Annotated in this window: 11 protein-coding genes; all 11 read right to left on the bottom strand. The window is 69.3% G+C overall.

The genetic code is table 11. The features are described 5' to 3' along the window. Positions 1 to 37 precede the first annotated feature (37 nt). The 11 genes from ASG92_RS14255 to ASG92_RS14205 all read right to left on the bottom strand — a co-directional run bounded on the left by ASG92_RS14255 (position 38) and on the right by ASG92_RS14205 (position 18,464). Positions 38 to 859 (bottom strand): inositol monophosphatase family protein, encoded by an 822-nt coding sequence (locus ASG92_RS14255; RefSeq protein ID WP_056629423.1) that lies wholly within the window; start codon positions 857 to 859, stop codon positions 38 to 40. Further along, on the bottom strand, positions 856 to 3,126 hold the full coding sequence (gene ligA, locus ASG92_RS14250; RefSeq protein WP_056629421.1) for an NAD-dependent DNA ligase LigA: 2,271 nt from the start codon (positions 3,124 to 3,126) through the stop codon (positions 856 to 858). Before ligA ends, ASG92_RS14255 begins: the two co-directional genes overlap by 4 nt. A 54-nt stretch (positions 3,127 to 3,180) precedes the next feature. After that, positions 3,181 to 3,771: a hypothetical protein gene (locus ASG92_RS14245; protein WP_056629419.1), complete on the bottom strand. Its 591-nt coding sequence runs from the start codon at positions 3,769 to 3,771 to the stop codon at positions 3,181 to 3,183. An 88-nt stretch (positions 3,772 to 3,859) separates the two neighbouring features. Next, a complete protein-coding gene (locus ASG92_RS14240) occupies positions 3,860 to 8,323 on the bottom strand; it encodes an FtsK/SpoIIIE domain-containing protein (protein ID WP_056629417.1) in 4,464 nt (1,487 codons plus the stop codon). Then, positions 8,320 to 9,024, bottom strand: coding sequence for a hypothetical protein (locus tag ASG92_RS14235; protein ID WP_056629415.1), 705 nt, complete (start codon positions 9,022 to 9,024; stop codon positions 8,320 to 8,322). The genes ASG92_RS14240 and ASG92_RS14235 overlap by 4 nt, the downstream gene beginning before the upstream one ends. 29 nt (positions 9,025 to 9,053) lie before the next feature. Then, positions 9,054 to 10,685: a serine/threonine-protein kinase gene (locus ASG92_RS14230; protein WP_056629413.1), complete on the bottom strand. Its 1,632-nt coding sequence runs from the start codon at positions 10,683 to 10,685 to the stop codon at positions 9,054 to 9,056. Further along, entirely contained in the window at positions 10,682 to 12,430 is a 1,749-nt protein-coding gene (locus tag ASG92_RS14225; RefSeq protein ID WP_056629410.1) for a hypothetical protein, read from the bottom strand. Before ASG92_RS14225 ends, ASG92_RS14230 begins: the two co-directional genes overlap by 4 nt. After that, positions 12,427 to 13,296 (bottom strand): protein phosphatase 2C domain-containing protein, encoded by an 870-nt coding sequence (locus ASG92_RS14220; protein WP_056629409.1) that lies wholly within the window; start codon positions 13,294 to 13,296, stop codon positions 12,427 to 12,429. Before ASG92_RS14220 ends, ASG92_RS14225 begins: the two co-directional genes overlap by 4 nt. Continuing rightward, positions 13,293 to 14,642, bottom strand: coding sequence for an RDD family protein (locus ASG92_RS14215; RefSeq protein WP_200951972.1), 1,350 nt, complete (start codon positions 14,640 to 14,642; stop codon positions 13,293 to 13,295). The genes ASG92_RS14220 and ASG92_RS14215 overlap by 4 nt, the downstream gene beginning before the upstream one ends. Next, entirely contained in the window at positions 14,635 to 17,124 is a 2,490-nt protein-coding gene (locus ASG92_RS14210) for a transglutaminase domain-containing protein (RefSeq protein WP_240987137.1), read from the bottom strand. The genes ASG92_RS14215 and ASG92_RS14210 overlap by 8 nt, the downstream gene beginning before the upstream one ends. Next, a complete protein-coding gene (locus ASG92_RS14205) occupies positions 17,121 to 18,464 on the bottom strand; it encodes a DUF58 domain-containing protein (protein WP_056629404.1) in 1,344 nt (447 codons plus the stop codon). The genes ASG92_RS14210 and ASG92_RS14205 overlap by 4 nt, the downstream gene beginning before the upstream one ends.

Genomic DNA, 18,464 nt, shown 5'->3' with positions numbered 1-18,464 from the left:
TTCCGTGACTGAACTATCACCAGCTCCGGGGGCCAGGTCAGAGCGGAAACCTGCCGGACATCTCCAGCGTTCCCGCGCACGTCCACGCGGCGAGGCGTTCGTCGTCCGTTGGCCCGCCGTTCAGCGGGCTGGTGAGCCGGGGACGCCGTACCCAGCAGCCGGCTTCCTCGGCGATCAGGGCTCCGGCGGCAAAGTCATGTTCGTTGAGGCCCCGCTCGCCGAAGGCATCGTGCGTGCCATCGGCCACCAGGCAAAGGTCCAGGGCCGCCGAACCGAGCCGCCGCACATCCGCGAACCCCTCCATGAAGCCGCCCAGCGCCGCGGCCTGCTCCGCACGGACCGCGGGATCGTAGCTGAATCCGGTGGCCAGGATCTGGCCGGCACGGCCGGACACGGGACCGGTGAGCTGGACGCGGCGGCCGTCCTGTTCGAGCCAGGCGCCGTGGCCCCTGGCGGCGTAGTACACCCGCCCCAGGGCCGGGGCGTTGACGACGCCGGCCAGCCACACGCCGTCGGCGTCGGCAACTGCGACGGAGGTGGCGTAGTAGACGATGTTGCGGATGAAGTTGGTGGTGCCGTCCAGCGGGTCAATGGACCAGCGGAGCCCGGTGGGATTCTCGGGCCGGGTGGTCCCGTGCTCCTCACCGGTGATGGTGTCCTGCGGGCGGGCGCCGCGGATGGCGCTGCGGACGGCGTTCTCGGCAGCGACGTCAAACGCGGTGACCCAGTCCCCCGCCTCGCCCTTGTTGCTGACGGTGCCGTCCGCCAGCGAACCGCTGCTCCGGGCGGACAGCACTGCGGCGCCGGCCGCGGCGGCCGCCTTGGCCACGCCGAGCAGTTCAGTCGGATCCGTGCTCATTCCGAGCCGTTCCCGTCGTCGTCCGGACCCTGCGGAGCGCCTTCTTCGTCGGCAACGCCGGCAGCCGGACCGTTGGCCAGCAGCTCCCGGAACCCGTCCTCATCGAGGACCGGAACGCCCAGCTGCTCGGCCTTGTCCAGCTTGGTGCCGGCATTCTCGCCGGCCACCAGGTAGCTCGTGTTCTTCGACACCGAACCGGCAGCCTTGCCGCCGCGGATCAGGATCGCCTCCTTGGCCTCGTCCCGGCTGAAGCCGGGCAGGCTTCCGGTGACCACGATGGTCAGCCCTTCGAGGGTGCGCGGCGTGGATTCGTCCCGCTCGTCCGCCATCCGGACCCCGGCGGCGGCCCACCGGTCGATGATTTCCCGGTGCCAGTCCTCGGCAAACCACTCCTTGAGCGCCGCGGCAATGGTGGGGCCCACCCCGTCCACGCCGGCGAGCTCCTCCTCGGAGGCCTGCCGGATGGCGTCCATGGTGGCGAAGTGCGTGGCCAGGGCGCGCGACGCCCGCGGCCCGACGTGCCGGATGGACAGCGCCACCAGCACCCGCCAGAGCGGCTGGGTCTTGGCCTTTTCAAGTTCCTTGAAGAGTTTTTCCGTGGTGGCCGTCGGTTTGGACGGCGTCTTGGCGGTGCCCTTGCTGTAGAAGTACGGCACGAGCTCGAACTCGCCGGTGGCCACGCCCTTGGTGCGCTTCTCCCGGCGGATCTTCACCGGGGCGAGATCCTCCGGCGTGAGGTCGAAGAGGGCGGCCTCGGTGGTCAGCGGCGGAACCTCCGGTTCGGCTGGCTGCGTGAGGGCAATGGCGGCTTCCCAGCCCAGGGCCTCGATGTCGAAGCCGCCGCGTCCGGCCAGATGGAACACGCGTTCGCGCAGCTGCGAGGGGCAGGACCGCGCGTTGGGGCACCGGATGTCGACGTCGCCCTCCTTCGCGGGCGAGAGCGGGGTGCCGCAGGACGGGCATTCCGTGGGCATGACGAAGTCGCGCACGGGCGGATCCTGCTGGTCCCGCAGTGCCAGGACGGGCCCCACGATCTCCGGAATGACGTCGCCGGCCTTGCGCAGGACCACGATGTCGCCGATCTTCACGCCCTTGGCCTTGACCACATCCTGGTTGTGGAGGGTGGCCATTTCCACGGTGGAGCCTGCCACCTTTACCGGCACCATCACGCCGAAGGGCGTGACCCGGCCGGTGCGTCCGACGTTCACCGCGATGTCCAGCAGCTTGGTGTGCACTTCCTCGGGCGGGTACTTGTAGGCGACGGCCCACCGCGGGACGCGGGTGGTGTAACCGAGGGCGCGCTGGGTGGCGAAGTCATCGACCTTCACCACGATGCCGTCGATCTCATGCAGCAGGCTGTGCCGCTTGTCCCCGTACCGGGAGATGAACTTCAGGACGTCGGTCAGGCCGCCCAGCACTTCGAAGTACGGGCTGACGGGCAGCCCCCATGCCTCCAGCTGTTTGTAGGTTTCGGACTGGCTGGCCGCTGCGAGGCCTTCGCGGGCGCCGATCCCGTGGACGAACATCTTCAGGGGGCGCTTGGCGGTCTCGGCGGGATCCTTCTGGCGGAGCGAACCCGCCGCGGCGTTCCGCGGGTTGGCCAGCGGCGCCTTTCCTGCCTCGATCAGCGCCTCGTTGAACTCTGCGAAGGCCTTGGACGGGATGAACACCTCGCCGCGGATCTCCATTTCGGCGGGAAACCCGCCGCCGCTAAGCTCCTGCGGGATTTCCTTGATGGTGAGCACATTGTGGGTGATGTCCTCACCGGTGGTGCCGTCGCCGCGCGTGGCCGCCCGGACCAGCTTTCCGTCCCGGTACAGCAGGTTCACCGCAAGGCCGTCAATCTTCAGTTCGGTCAGCCAGGACACCTGGTGGTCGCCGACTTTGGCAATGCCGGCCTCGGCCTTGGCTATCCAGGCCTCCAGCTCCCCAAGGGAGAAGACGTCCTCGAGGCTGTACATGCGCTGGAGATGTTCGACGGCGGCAAACGCCGCAGATACTTCCCCGCCCACCTCCTGGGTGGGTGAATCATTGGACACCAGCTCGGGGTGTAGCGCCTCGAGTTCCTCGAGCCGGCGGAAGAGGGTGTCGAACTCGGCATCCGAGACGAGCGGCTCGTCTTCCTGGTAATACGCGAACCGGTATTTACGGACGAGGTCCGCCAGGTTCTCGTATTCTTCACGGACCGACTCCGACGGAATCACTTCCGGCTCGAGCTGGTCAGTTCCGGTAGCGGCATTGTCTGCGGGGCCTGATGCTGTGCTCACAGACCTATCTTGCCTTACGGCCCCGACATTGTGCCGACTGGACCTTGGGCTGTGTCACCAGTGGCCCGCGAGGCGGTTCCTGCTCCACAGGGCGAACACGAGTCCGGCGAAGCCCACCAGCAAAACGCCTCCCATGATGGCGAAGACGCCCAGGTATCCGCCCGGGCCCTCGTCACCGGCGCTGACGGCCGCTGCGTGGCTCGCCTTCACGGGCTTTTCAATCGGCTTGTTCCAGTTGGACTCGGCCGTCGGGCCGGAATCCGATGGGCTCGGCGAGGCACTGGCGGCCGTCGTGCCGGTGGCAGTCGCGGACGGAGCCGGCGTCGCCGTCATTCGCCCCGTGGCCGTCGCGGTGGGAGCGGGTGCCGTGGTGGCCGCAACCGGAGCGGGTTCCACGGGAGGCTGGGCCGGAGCCACCGGCGCCTTCTGTGCAGGCGGCGGTGCCGTCGAAGGCTCAGCCGTGGGCGCCGGCGAACCGGAGGAAGGGTCCGTCGGCGTGGGCGAACCGGACGGGCACTGCTGCGTGGGCAGGCACAGCGGATCGGCGTGCGCGGCCCCCGCGACGCCTGCCGCCGCGGCGAAGGCCAGCGCGGTGGCAGCGAGTCCGGGCACCAGCGTGGTCCGCAGGAAATGGGGTCGGATCATTGGTTACCTTTGCAGCCGCGCAGGACAGTCCCGCACCGAGTCTTGTCCCGGGTATCTTCCTACAGGGCAGCGCGGGGTAGCAAATCCCTTACGTCCGGCTCTCCGGAGGCAGGGCGATCTGGAGTTTGCGCACTTTGCCCCTGCCAACGATGTAGCCCCGGCCCGGAATGAAGTCCGTGCTGACCCGTCCGAGCGACGTATTGAGCAGGCTGTCGCCTTCGATATCGCCCGGATTGATGAGCAGCCCCCGCCTGCCGGACTTGAAGGGCTGGGCCAGCGACCAGGCCGAGGACCATGTGGACGTCTCGGACTCCCCGACCACCCACTGATCGGCCTTGATGGAGGCCGCCACGAGCCGCTCCACGCCGGACTCCGCAAGGGTCCCCGTGAACTCGGTGAGGCCCTCGATGAAGATGGCGAGCTTTCCGGGGTTGGCCGAAGAATGATCGGTCAGTGCCTCCACCGCTTCCTCGACGTCGTCCGGCCCCACCAGCGAACGGTCCCAGACGGGCAGTGACGCCACGGCCGATTTCCGCGACGCGATGTAGACCAGTTCCGTCCCGGGGTTGGAGCGGCGCAGCGCATAGGCGAGCGTCACGAGCGCCACGGTCCGGCCGGCGCCCGGCGGCCCGGCCAGCAGGAGCGGGCCCTTGGCCATGATCGCGGCAGGCTGGAGCGTTTCGTCGTCGACGCCGATCACGGGCAGGTCCGGCCGGCCGGCCGGAAGGATGTCCAGGTCCACCTGCTCCGGCAGCCGCTCGATCTGCGGGGCCTTCTCGACGCCCTGGCGCAGCATGGCCTCGCTGAGCTTGTGGACCTCCCGCGCCTGCAGCGCCAGGTTGGAGTTGCCGCCCAGGACGGCGAGCTGCACCTCATGGCTGCCGAGCAGGCCGCGCCCCGGAGGCGACGCCTTGCCCAGGACGTCCTTGGGGACGTCCATCGTCATGTAGTCGTCCTCGGACGACAGGCGCAGCACCAGCCGGCGCTGGATGGACGCAAGCAACGACGGCGGCACGGAGTTGGGGCGGTCACCGGTGACCACGAGGTGGATGCCAAGGGGACGGCCGTCGGTTGCCAACTGCAGGAAGAGGTCCCACAAGGCGGACAGGCGGCTGTATTCGTACGTTTCGCGGAGGGCTGACATGCCGTCCACGAGCACGAAGATGCGTTTCTCGTCGGGCATGGCGGCGAGCTTCCGGTACTCCACGATCGTGGACGCCCGGACCTCGGCAAAGCGTGCCGACCGGTCCTCCGCCAGGTCGCGGAGCCAGCGCAGGAGCCGGCCCACCCGCTCGACGTCGTCGCCGTCGATGATCTCGCCGACATGCGGGAGCTCTTCGAGCATTTTCAGCCCGGCGGAACCGCAGTCGATCCCGTAGATGTGCACCGGGCCGCCGCGCGGGGTGACAGCGGCTGCAATGGCGATCCCGCGGAGCGCGGCGGACTTGCCCGAGCCTCCCGTGCCGTAGATGGCCATGTTGCCGTCCCTGTCCGGCTCGTAGAAGACGGTGGGCTGGTCCTGGCGGGCGGGATCGTCGGCAACGCCGAGCAGAAGCCGTTCGTCCGTGCGCGGGTTCGGCAGCAGGGAGAAATCGTAGGTCATGGCCAGTTCGTTCAGCCACGGCTTGCGGGGCGGACCGATGGCCAGGAGGTCCGCCGCCCGGATGACGTTGGACGTCATCCGGGCGATGTCGTTAGGACCGGAGGGCTCGTCCTTGACCGGAGATTCCGGAGCCGGCGTCGCCCAGGCGGGACCGGAACCGAACGCCATTTCCACGATGTCGATCTGCGGGCGCTGCGGCCGCTCGGTGGTCCAGCCGCCGGCGTATCCGGTCTGGAACCCCTGAATGCGGCCAGGTCCGGTTTTTGCCGCGCCACGGCCCGGGATGGAGGGGTCGAAGTAGGCGGCATCCGGCACGCCGAGGATGTCGGTTGCGTCGTCCTCGTCGGCCATGCGCAGCGCCACGCGGAGGTTGGTGTTGGCGCGCAGGCTCTCCTTGATGACGCCGGCGGGGCGCTGGGTGGCGAGGATCAGGTGGAGCCCGAGGGACCGGCCGCGGGCGGCGACGTCGACCACTCCGTCCACGAATTCGGGCACCTCGGTGGCGAGCGCGGCGAACTCATCCACCACGATCACCAGGTACGGCGGCGCGTCGGGGTCCGCCTCGCGCTGCAGGGCCAGCAGGTCCTTGGCCTTCTTCCGGTTCAGCAGCCGCTCCCGGTAGTGAAGTTCGGCGCGCAGCGAGGTCAGGGCGCGGCGCACGAGGTGCGGCGAAAGATCCGTGACGAGCCCCACCGTGTGCGGGAGGTGCAGGCAGTCGGCAAACGCGGCGCCGCCCTTGTAGTCGACGAAGAGGAAGCTGACCCGGTCCGGGCTGTAGGCGGTGGCCATGCCCATGACCCAGGACTGCAGGAACTCGGACTTGCCGGCGCCCGTGGTGCCGCCGACGAGCGCGTGGGGGCCCTCATTCTTGAGGTCCAGGTACAGCGGCTCGACGCCCTTGGACCCCACCAGCGCCCGCAGCGACCCGTTGTCCTTGCGGTTCGCGACGGCGGTGGTGCGGACCGAGTTGTTTTCCTGCCACCGTTCCGCGACGGCCTGCGGATTGTCCAGGAAGTCCTTGCCGATGAGCGCCGCGTAGGAAACGGCGCGGGGCAGGTTCGAGTCGTCTTCCAGGGGCTTTCCGGCGTCCACCACGGGCGACAGCATGCGTGCCAGCTGGCCGGCGAGTTCGGCGTCGAGGCTTTCACAGCTCACGGGGTAGGTGTGGCGTCCCAGCCTCACCTGCCCGGTGGTGGTGCCGTGTTCGCCGTCGACCGCCATGAAGTCGCGGCATGCGGCCGGGAGGGCCTCAACGCCGGTGGCCACCCACAGAACGTGCACGCCGGAGTCCGGCCCGCGTTCCACGAGCCGGGTGAGCCTCCCCCGGTCCACCGGGGCGTCGTCCTCAATGATGACCAGGACCGAGGGCAGCACCGGGGCGGGCACGTCCCCGGTTTCCTCGTGGATGCCGGGCCGGTGGACGGGGCCGGGCGACTGCAGCGCTGCTTCGCGGAGCTCCAGGAGGTCCTCCAGCCGGGCCAGGAGGCTGGCACCGCTGGCGGAACCGGCCGCAAGGTGGTCGCCGGCGAGCGGGCTGTGGCTCGACCCGACGTGCGGCAGCCACTGCAGCCAGTTCCAGCGTTCCCTCGACCTGGTGGACGTGATGGCTGCCACCGCGACCTCGGCCGGCGAGTGCAGGCCGACGAGCTGCAGCACCATGCCCCTGGCCACGTCGTCGACGAGGCCGCGGGAGCCAGCGAGGCCGAACGAGCCGGAAGACCGCAGCTGGGAGACGACCGGCACGCCTTCGATCTCCCGGAACCGGGCCAGGCAGTCCTCGATTTCGCGCCGGAACTCCGTTTCGGTTTCGCTGAAGTTCGGTTCCTCGAGCGGCACCCGCGACGGCACCGTGCCGAGTCCGAACCGGAGCCCCAGGAACCCCTGGTGCTCGGGCCGGTGGGTCCAGAGCAGGGGGCCAAGCTTGTAGATCGAATCGACGGTGTCGCTGACGGACGGCGCCTCCTGCAGCCGGACCGCCCGTTCCACCCGCTGCAGCTCGGTGATGTCCAGCCGGAACGCGGCCATCGATTCCCGGAACTCCTTGAGCTGCTCCTTGCGCTCCCGCTTGGCCTGCAGTTTCTGGTCCACGTAATGCCCCACGATGAACAGCGGCATCATCAGCATGAAAAGCATGGAAATCAGGCTTTGCGTGACTGCGAAGAGGACGGCCCCCATCATCAGCGGGGCTATCAGCATGATGTACGGGAAGGCGTGGTGGTCCTGCCGCTTTGGCCCCGCCGGCGGCACCCGCTTTGACGGGCTGAACCGGGGAACCACGCGCGGGGAACGGTTGAAGTCAACAAGGGGCGACGTCGGAGCGGCCGCGCCGCTGCGGGCCAGCGGCACCACGGTGAGCTCGGTGTCGCCCAACGTCACGGTGTCCGAAGAATTCAGGGTGGCCCGGGTGACGGGCAGCCCGTCCATCTGAAGACCGTTGGCCGAATTGGTGTCAACGATCTCGACGCTCTCACCCACGGTGATGCGTGCGTGCCGTTTCGATGTCAGCGGGTCGGTGAGCCTGACGTCGACGTCGCGGTCCCGGCCGATGTAGCTGGTGCCGGAGGGCAGCGAAAACTCCCGCCCGACGTCGGGCCCGGAAAGAATGCGGAGGGTGGCGACCGCGGGTCCGCGGCCGGCGGCAGGACCGCTGCCGGTTCCGGGAACTCCGAACTGCTCGCTGACCTGGGTTAGCGAAACAACCGATCCCGGCCGCAGTCCCGATTCCAGGAGGTTGTCCGTGCGGTTGAGGACGATGCCGCGCATCCCGCCGGCCACGAACGCCTCGTCGATCCGGAGCGAGAGGTTCGGCGGGGCGGGCTCATCCCGCCGGCCGGGGTCTGCGGTCCAGAGTTCCGTGGCGATGTCCGCCACGGTGGCGAGTCCGTCCACGGTGACGGCGAGGTCCTTGGCGTCCGCGGGGTCCCGGCGAAGCGTCAGTCGGATTCTCATCCTTCGTCGGTCCCTCTCATTTTTTCAATCAGGTACAGGTCATCGGCGGTCACCAGGTGGGACGTGACCGCGTGCTCCACGAGCCGGGCACGCCGGTTGGTGGCAAGCTTTCCCCCGCCTCCCCGGAGGCCGGCGACACCCACGCGGTCCAGCTTGTCGCACACGTTGTCCAGCTTCCTGTTGAACCGGGTGAGCGCCCAGCCGAGGGTCTTGGCCGCGGCCGCGGAGGACGGAATGGCACTGAATCCGGTCCCCTCCCGCCGGAGCATTGGCTCGGCCAGCGCCACGATCAGCGCCTTTTGGGAGTCCGTGAAGACCACGGGACCAATGGTGGTGTCTCCGGCGCTGGAATCGCCGGGAGCCTCCTGCCGGAACGACGGCGTCTTCAGGTGGACGGCGAATTCGTACGTGGTGGGCCCGGCCGTGAAGATGATGGTGGTGTGGCTGAACACCAGCGGCAGGCGGGCGCCCGGGGACAGCCAGGCCTGCATTCCGCCGGAGCCGTCGGCCACGGTTGCGGAGAGCATGCTGCCCACATTGCTGAGCCACCAGATGCCGTCGTACCGGGCGATCTGCAGGAAGCGCCGGTGCAGGTACGGGTTGTCATCCACTTCCAGGTCGCCTTCGCGGCCGATGCTGAAGATGTCCTCGTCCGTCGGCTCATACCATTCGCCGCAGAAATCTATGGCCAGGTCTCCCATTTTCAGTGTCTCCTCATTGGGCTGTTTTGTCAGACGCACGCGATGGAGTCCTCGCCCGCCGGGGACGCGGAGCCGTCACTGCGGACGATGATCACCTGCACGCAGGTGGGTTCAGCGGGGTTGGCGGCCACATCCACGCGCGCCGCGGACGTTGAGAGGTAGCCCCCGCCGCCCTTGACGGTCTTGATCCGCCATTTGTAGGTGTCTCCCGGCTTCGGCTGCGGGTTGGTCCACGTGAACCGGACCTTCCCGGCGGCTCCCGGCGTGCCCGCGAGCTTCGCGACGTCCGGCACGGACCCGTCATCCAGGGCATCTGCCGGCGGCTTGCTGACCTGTTCGCTGGCCAGCACCTGGGGCTGCGGCGCCGATGACGCCACCACGATGCCCACGGTGACCGCGAGCGCCAGGAGTGTTCCGCCGGAGATGGCGAGCCAGAGGTTGCGCTTCCCGTGGTCCTCGGGCAGCGGGTCTGACGCGGGCCCGTCCGGAGCCTTGGGCTGGCTGCTCCGGAGGACCGTTGCCTGTGCCCAGTCGTCACCGGCGGCCGGCGCCCCAGCCGGCGCGGACGGCACTGCCGACGGCGCTGCGGGGCCGCCCGGGCGGGGGCCGGGCGCGGCCTGCGCCCCGGGCGAAGGCGCGGACGACGGCGCGGACCGTCCGCGGTCCAGCGGCCAGGTCCGCGCAGGGAAGGTCGGGGCACTGCCCGTCCTGTCGGGGTCGATGGCGGCGATGTTGCGTACCCGGGTTTCCTCGAACCCGTCGTCGGTGTGGACGTCCTCCTGGTGGCGCTCCTCCAGGACCTCGAAGGGCGTGACCGACAGGTTGAGCTCGGCCTGGATGCGCTGGAGTGCCAGCGCGAAGGCGTGAGCCGATGAATAGCGGGAGGACGCCGACTTCGCCATGGCCGTGGCCAGCGCCTGTTCCAGCGATTCGGGGACGTCGGCCCGGCCGAGCCGCGGGACGGGCGTGCCGGTGATGCGGGAGATCAGTTCCCGCTGGGAGTTGTCCGCCCCCGGCAGGACAAACGGCGAGCGTCCGGCGAGCAGCGTGTACAGCGTGGCGCCGAGTGCCCACACGTCCACCATGACGCCGTCGACCTTTCCTCCCTGGAACTGTTCCGGCGGGGACCACGGAATGGACATCCCGGCGTCTTCATCGGCATCGCCGCCGAGGGTTCCGGAGATGCCGAAGTCGGTCAGCGCCGGCCGGTTGTAGTCCGTGACCAGGATGTTGGCCGGTTTGATGTCACGGTGCGCGATGCCGGCACGGTGGGCCGTTTCGACGGCGGACGCTACTTGGATGCCCACGGCCAGGACCTCGTCCACGCTGAAGCGCTGCCGCCGGTACCGGACGTCCAGGCTGGGCCGGGAGCAGTATTCCATGGCCAGGTAGGAGTGCCCGTCCTCCGTGACCTCGGCCTCGAAGATGGTGACGATGAACGGATGCGACGACAGTTGGGCCATGAGGTTGGCCTCTGACTCGAACCGGCGCCGCGCGCCCTCCGTTTTCAGCCCCGAGAGGAGGACCTTCACGGCCACCTTGCGGCGGGGCCGGTCCTGCTCATAAAGGTAGACATCGGAGAACCCGCCCGATCCGAGCAGGCTGACGTACGTGAAACCGGGGATGCGGGGCGGCGGAGCTACGGGCCGCTTGGAACTCACAGGATCTCCTCAAAGCGCAAGGAAACGTCATCGCCGAGTTCGGCGATGTCACCGTCCAGGACAATGGCCATCTCGTTCTGGGCCAGGCGTCGCGGCGGCTGCCCCTCACGGACCAGGACGGTGCCGTTGGTGGCCTTCAGGTCGCAGAGCATCACGTGCCAGCCCTCCAGCCGCACCTCGACGTGGGACCGTGAAATGTCGCCTCCGGGGCTCGCCACCTGGACCAGCCGCGGCATGACGCCGCCCTGGACGCGCGACACCGACGGCTGCCGTCCTATGACCAGCGACTCATCGAGGTCGATCAGTTCTCCAGTGGACAGCCGCAGCCGGCCGAGCCGGGGTCGCGGCACCTGCACGGCGACGTCCGGGAGCGGGGAACCGCAGGTGGGGCACTGCGCGCTGGTGGGCGGGTTGGCGTGGCCGCGTGCGCACACGCGGGCCAAAACCAGCGGACCGCCGCCCAGCGGACCGCCGCCCGGCTCCCGGCCGGCGGCAGGGGCGGAGGCAGGCTGGGGTGCGGCTGACAGGTCACTCTTGAGTATGGTCTGCCCGTCGTGGTCGCCGTCAGCGAGCCGTTCCTGCAGCTCCTGTGGGGGCAGCTCCTGCTCGGGCAGCTGCTCGTCCACTCCCGGGCGGGCGTCAGACAGGGAAATGAACGACGGCGGGGCCTGGGGGCGCGGGGCACGGTCGCCGCTGGTGGCCCACGGCACCGAATCAATCAGTCCGCCGGGCACCGGGGTCTGGTTGGCCGGCCCGGGCTCGGCGGGCTCGGCGTCCCGGGCGGGCGTGCCGGGGTAGTGAGCGTCCGGGCCGGGTGTGGAGTGGCTCGCTGATTCCGGGCTCGCTGATTCCGGACCTGCTGATTCCTGGCTCCCTGTTTCCTGGCTGGCCGCGGGCGGGGCGCCGCCGTCGTCATGGCCCTCACCGTCCTGGCCGTCGTCGTCCTGGCCGTCACGGACGGCCGCATCCTCGATGCTGCGCATGACGGTCTTGTCCCACAGGTGGTCGTACGAACCGGTGAGTTCGGTGGCCGGTGCAGGCACCTGCGGTCCTTCGTCGTGCCGGTCCGCCAAGTCAGCGGCGCCGGTGACCGTCAGGCCCGTCTCGGGCAGGCGCGTCTCTTCAAGCCCGCCTTCATCCGGCCCCTCCCCAGGCATGCCCGCAGACGTTTCCTCACTCATCCCCGCCACGGTCTCGGCCGAGGCTTCCAGTACGGGTTCAACAACGACGTCGGCGGACGCTTCACTCGCGGAGTCAGTCTCTTGGGGTTTCTCAGTCTCTTGGGGTTTCGCTGCCGGGCTGCCGCCTCCGGCGACCTCCACCCGGAGGGTTTTAAGGAGGACGGCGCCTTCCGTCACCGGCAGCTCCAAGGCCGAGGACTGGCCCGGAACCGTCAGGCTGAACCACTCCGGCGCGTCCAGCCACCGTTCGGTCCAGGTGGTGACATTCCGGCCGTCTAGCACCACCGGGCCGCCCGAAAGGTGAACGGTCAGGTCCAGGTCACCGCGGAGGAAAACCCTCAGCGATTCCCGGAAACCAATGATGCCGAACCAGGGTGTACGGTTCAGCGGCACGCCGAACCCGCTCGTCACGGCGTGGAGCACGTCATGGACTTCGGGGCCGTCGCCCAACAGGCCCCACACGGTGCTGACCAGCGGCGCCGGCGTATCGGGGCCAAGGATGACCGCGGTTCCGGAGCGGACCAGCCCCAACCAGCCGCCCGGAACGTAGCTAGCTGCGGTCATGGGCAGTCCTCGCTCGCGGCTGCACGCGGCAGGGTGTCCTCGTCCTCGGCGGCGGACGCAGTCCTCGGTGCCGTGGTGGCCATGCCTGCATCATTCAGGACGTTCCTGGCGTCGATGACGATCACGGTGATGTTGTCCCTGCCGCCGCTTCTCAGTGCTGCCTGGATGAGCGCATCCACAGCCTCCTGCGGATCCTCCACCGCGCTCAGGATGCCCAGCATCCGGTCGTCGCTCAGCTCCCCGTTGAGCCCGTCCGAGCAGACCATGACGCGGTCGCCCTCCTCGATCGGAAGCAGCCAGTAGTCGGCTTCCGTGTCGTCGCCCGTGCCGAGCGCTCGGGTCACGACGTGCCGGCGGGGGTGGACCGTGGCCTGTTCGGCCGTGATCTCTCCGGTGTCCACGAGCTCCTGGACTTCGGAATGGTCCACGCTGACCTGGGCGAACTGGCCCTGGCTCAGCCGGTACGTCCGGGAGTCGCCGATATTCATGACCAGCCAGTAGGGAACGCCCATTTGCTCCACCACCACCACGCCGCTCAGCGTGGTGCCCGCACGCGAGCCTGTAGCGGCCCGGATGGAGTCATCCGCGGAGGCCAGGAAATGCTGCACCACGGAAGCCGTGGCGGTCCGCTCCCCCGTGGCCAGCTGCGGCATTCCTGCCAGTGCGCGGACGCACATGCCGCTCGCAACTTCGCCGGCTTCATGCCCGCCCATGCCGTCCGCAACGGCGAAGACGGGATCGGAGGCGATGAAGGAGTCCTCGTTGAGCTCGCGGCGAAGGCCGCGGTCTGTGCCGTAGCCGTAGCTCAGGCTGAGGCCCGGCTCGCGGCCGGCCCTTGGAGTGCGGGCCGCCTGCTGTGAGTTCATGCCTGTCCTACGGTGAAAGTGCGGTCCCCGAAATGAACCGTGGTTCCGGGGCTGACAAATGATGGCACGCCTGGCTGCAGCGGCGTGCGGACGCCGTCGGGCGTGGTGACGGCGCTGCCGTTCGTGGAGTTGCGGTCCGTCACCCACACACCCGCGCCGTCCGTGAGCAGGTGAAGGTGGGTCTTGGAGATGGTCCGCCCGGAGTCCGGAACCGCCAGCAGCTGGGCCTGGGACTCGCCGGCGTTGGCGGCGGGATTGCGCCCGATGAGCACATTCCGGTCCAGCCGGAAGTCGCGGCCGTCGTCGAGCTGTATGCGCAGCACCGCCACGGGCGCGTCCTGGCCGGCGTCGCCGCGCAGCTGCGTACGGTCCAGGCCGTCGTCGGGGTGGTTGCCGGCGCTACTCCCCCCGGCCGCCGGCGGGACAGCCCGCGAAACAAGAGGCGAGGCGACCGGCGAGGCCACCTGCTGCACGGGCGGAAGGTCCAGTGGCGCGAAGCTGTACGGACCCTCGATGCCGCCCGTGGTCACCGGGTTGCGGCCGGCGCTGACGTCGAACACGAGGGTCTTGGCGGCGAAGTCATTCCACCCCCGGAGCCCGCCGTTCCGGTCCCAGGTGCTGGACAGCACCACCACGAAGGCCCAGGCAATCCCGAGGAGCACGACGGGGGCCAGGATCCACGGCGCGGCGTCAAACCACTTGAAGATGGCCACGAGTGCGGCGGCGAGAACGGCCAGAAGCATTCCTGCACCGGTGACGATGCCACGGAGGAAAACAGCACCGGCGCCCGGTGCGCAGCCGTCATTGTCTGCGCTGCGGATGCCCATGAGGCGGTTGCCGATGGTGCTGCCGGAGCGGCCCTCGATTCCTGCAATGACAAGCGTGTAGATGAGGGTCAGTCCTACAGCGACGCTCCCGAGGAGGACCAGCCTGCCGGTGTCGTACACGATGAAGCCGGAACTCCTGGTGCTGGTGACGCTCGCAAATCCGAGGGAGAGAAGGACCACCAGGACCACTGCCGGCGCCAGCCAGTCAAGCACGGCGGCGCCGAGACGCTTGCCCGGCGAAGCCGGCACCAGCACGAGTGTGCCTCCCATTCCTGTTCCTTCCCCCGGCCCTACCGGGATGCTACCGGGAATCGGACCGGCGTGTGGCGCGCCCTGAGTTTCGGCGCCTCGGCTCGCCAAGCCTCTGCTCCCTGCGCCTCCGCCCGCCAGGCTGGACCGGGCCGCACGGTTGGACCGGGCCGCACGGTTGGCCAGGGGCGCCCCGCACGCACCGCAGAAGGTTGCCCCGGCCCGGACCGGCTGACGGCAGTGCACGCACCGCTCCGCCCTGTCACTCATGGCCGGTTCCGTCCTTGGAAGCGTTCCGTCCTTGGAAGCGTTCCCGAAGGGCAGTCCGTGCACTCAGGGCGCCGCGGGAATTCACGCCGCCGCGGGAATTCAGGGCGGCCCGTGCATCGGCCAGCAGGGACCGCGGCGAGAACCGTGCCTGTTGGCGCCGCCAGAACCCGACCGTGCCGGTCATTTCCTTGAGCGACCCGTCCACGATCGTCCAGTACTCCCGGACGTCGTCCTCGCTGGGCTGGCCCGCCCCGAAGATGGAAGCGTCCGCCCGATGTGCCAGCATCGTGGTGGTGGTACCGGTCGCCGGAAACGCCTCGGCAACCACGGCGGCCGTCTCCCGCCGGGTGGCGCGGCCGTCAACAGCCGCGCCCATGTCGGTGGCCAGGCTGAGGACCTCATTCCATCCGCCTCCCACCCGCTGTGCCGGGTGTCCGTCAGCGAACCGGGACTTCCTCCGCCGTGTCTTGAGCAGGGCTATGAGCAGCAGCGGCAGGGCCAGGATTCCGACCGGAATCAGGCCGATGCCGATGGCGCTGAGGATGGGACCCCAGAACAGCCACGGATTGTTCTTCTTCTCGTCTGCGTCCAGCGCGTCCGGAGAGGAGTCCGGCGGGAGGTCGGCCGGTTCCTGCGGCGGGGGCGGCGGCTGCAGGACCTGGGGCTTGGGCTTGGACTTGCTTTCGGGGTCCGGCGGAATGGGGATGTTGTCCTTGGGCGGCGTGGGATCGAACGTGACCCAGCCGACCCGGTCGAAGGCCACTTCGACCCACGCGTGGACATCCTTGCCCAGGATCTTGATTTCGCCTGCGCCGTTCTCCGGGCTCTTCGGATCCGGGTAGAAGCCCATCACCACGCGGGAGGGGATGCCCAGATGCCGCAGCATAAGGGACATGGCCACGGCATACTGTTCGTCGTCGCCCAGCATCTGCTTGGCCGTCAGCAGGTCCCGGATGCGCGCCGCGCCGTGGCCGGACACGCTGGGGAGCTGCCCGTCGGCGATGAGCCCGTTGCTGAAGGCGCCCTTCTTCTGGAAATGGGCCTCGATCTGCCGGACCCGGTCAATGGCCGTCGGCGCGTCGGCCGCAAGGTCGTTGGCCTGGGCGCCCACCACCGGCGGGACCTCCGCGGCATCCGGGAGCGTGAGCTTGGCAAAGTCGTACTGCGTCAGCTGGCCATGCTCAAGCTTCACGGGGTCCGAGACCTGGACGCTGTACGAATCCCCCTGGGCCAGGCCCTTGGTGGTCACTGCCGTGTCGGTTCCGGAATTGAAGTACAGTCCCGAGGCCGCGTTGGACGAGCCCGGGGCGAAGCTGAGTCCGGTGGTCTTCCTGCCGCCCGGAACGAAGTACCCCTGATAGTCCTCGACCGTGATGTCCAGCGTGTAGTCGTTTGTGGGCACTGATGCCGCGCTATCGGCGAGGGTGTTGATCGACTTTGCGTCGCCCACCTTGCTGAAATTGCCGGAGCCGTTCGGATCCATGGTGTAGTTGGTGCCGTTGAAGGCGTCCAGGGCCCCCAGCCTGACCCGGGCGTCCTTGGGGAGCCCCTTGACGACGAAAAGGGCGTCGTCCTTCTTGTCCTTGACGAAGTTGCGGAAGCTCGCCAGCGGCGTGACGTAATCCTTGGGATCGAACGGCGGCACGACGACGTTCCGCAGGACCTGGCGTTCGTCGCCGGCGGCGAACAGTGGCGACACGACGGCCGTGATGCCCACTGTCGCGGCAATGACGGCGGCCCCCGCCGTCAGGCGCCGCATTCGCGCCCGGCCGGCGGTATCGGCGTCGTGCTGGGGACGGTTGACCGAGACCTTGCGGGTGTCGGTGCGGCGCAGGCAGTCCCGGCGGAACGTTGCCCAGGCAATGCCCACCACCGTCAGGGCGATGCCCCTTTCCACGGTGAGGAACCCTGCATTGGTGCTGAACGCGATGCCGGTGACGAACAGGGCCAGCACCGGCAGGAGGGGCCAGTACGGGCTCCGGATCCGCCAGGTCAGTACGCCCGCAACCACCGCGGCGATGAGCGAACTCAGGAAGGGGACGATCAGCACCCCGCCGGCGGTTCCCACGGGGACCCCGACCGTGAGCATGTCCTTCCAGGAGAACACCACGCCGAGCAGGAGTGTGCGGAGCGATTCCAGGCTCGGGATGACGGCCGCGATGGCGGCTCCGGGCACCGCCAGGGCGGTGCCGAGGACCAGGTAGGCACCGAGCGCCAAGGCCGTGGTGATCAGGAGGCCAAGCCGGAAATGCGCGTTGCAGGCGGCGATGGCGAGGCCGAGGATGATCCCGCCGAACCCCGCCACGAGGTAGTACGGGTCGCCGCCGAAGCTCAGGCTGAACCCGAGGACGCCCAGCCCCAGCAGGACGGTGAGTGCGCCGCCGTCGAGCAGGAAATGCCACCGCGGCTGGCCGGTGGCGAAGGCGGACGGCGGCGCGGACGGAGCCTGCCGCCGCGGGCGGAGGCCGGGTGCCTGGCTCATGCGGCAGCCTTTCGGAGGACGGCGGGAAGGTCGGAGAGGTCGCCGAGGGTCAGCACCGTGAGGTCGGCGATGTTGGCACGGGCCGGCGCCGCACCGGCGTCGAGCCGCACGGCGATGCTGCGCACGCCGGGCGGCACCGAGGCCGCTGCAGAGCGGAGCTGGGCGGGCATCACCTGGCTGCCCACCACGAAAAAGACGACGGAGGCGTTGGGGACCGTGTCGGCAAGCGTCCGGGCAAGGTCGACGGCGGTCTTCCGCAGCGGGGCGCCCACGATCCGGGTCATGTCATCGAGCATGTTGCGGCCGGTTTCGCAGCGAAGCGGGCCCGCCTGGGTCAGGACGTCCAGTTCGCGCTGCTCGCGGATGGCCTGGCGGCCGATGGAGGCGGCCGTGGAAATGGCCATCTCGAACTCGTGCTCGGAGGCGTATTCGTCAGTGTTGATGGACAGCGAAATGGCAAGGTGGGCCCGGCGTGTTTCTTCGAACTGGCGCACCATGAGCTTGTTGGTCCTGGCCGTGGTTTTCCAGTGGATGTGCCGCCGGTCATCACCGGGTACGTAGTCGCGCAGGGCGTGGAAGGAGACGTCCGCACTGGAAAGATCGGTGGTGGGCATGCCCTCCAGGTCGCGGATGAATCCGGCGGCGGAACCTGCCAGGGCCACCGTCCGGGGGTGGACGTAGAGGTCTTCCGGCTCGGTCCAGAGCACCTGGCGGCGCAGGAGATGCAGCGGATCGGCCCGGACGGAACGCACGGGTCCCACCACAATGACGGCCCGGCGTGCCGTGGGAATGGTGAAAAGGTCCTCGTGCACCTGCTGCGGCTTCATGCGCGGGAGGTGGAAGACGGCCGTCGCTCCGCCCACCGGCAACTCCAGGTCAGCGGGCAGGAGCGGCCGTGCGGACGTGTTGGAGACGGCGATGCTTCCCACGGCGCTGTCCCCCACAGCCACCCTGGTCCGGGCCAGGTCCAGCAAGACGCCATACGAAGACCGTCCGAGGATGAAGCCGACCGCGATGAGGAAGAGCACCAGCGCAGCGACCGCCGCGGCCTTGGCTTCCTGCCAGCCGTAGGCCTGTCCCGCAGTCCAAAGGAAGGCTGACGCCCCCAGCACGGACCAGCCCAGGACGCTCACCACGGACAGCACGGGCCGGACGCGGCGGGCCCAGACGCGGCGGACGGCGCCCCAGGCCGGTGCCAGCGCCTGGCCGGCTGTGCTGCCGGCCTCGCGCCACACGTCCGGGCGGTGGAGACGGCTGGCTTTAGCGGAGGGCGTGCCGTCCTTGCGGAAGGGCGGCCGGAAGCGGGCAGCAAGCCTGGTGAGCGGAGTGCCGGTGGACAT

It is taken from the genome of Arthrobacter sp. Soil736, from assembly GCF_001428005.1.
Classification (GTDB): Bacteria; Actinomycetota; Actinomycetes; order Actinomycetales; family Micrococcaceae; genus Arthrobacter.
The sequence above is the reverse complement of the archived record's forward strand: the minus strand, read 5'-3'. Positions and strand labels throughout refer to the sequence as shown.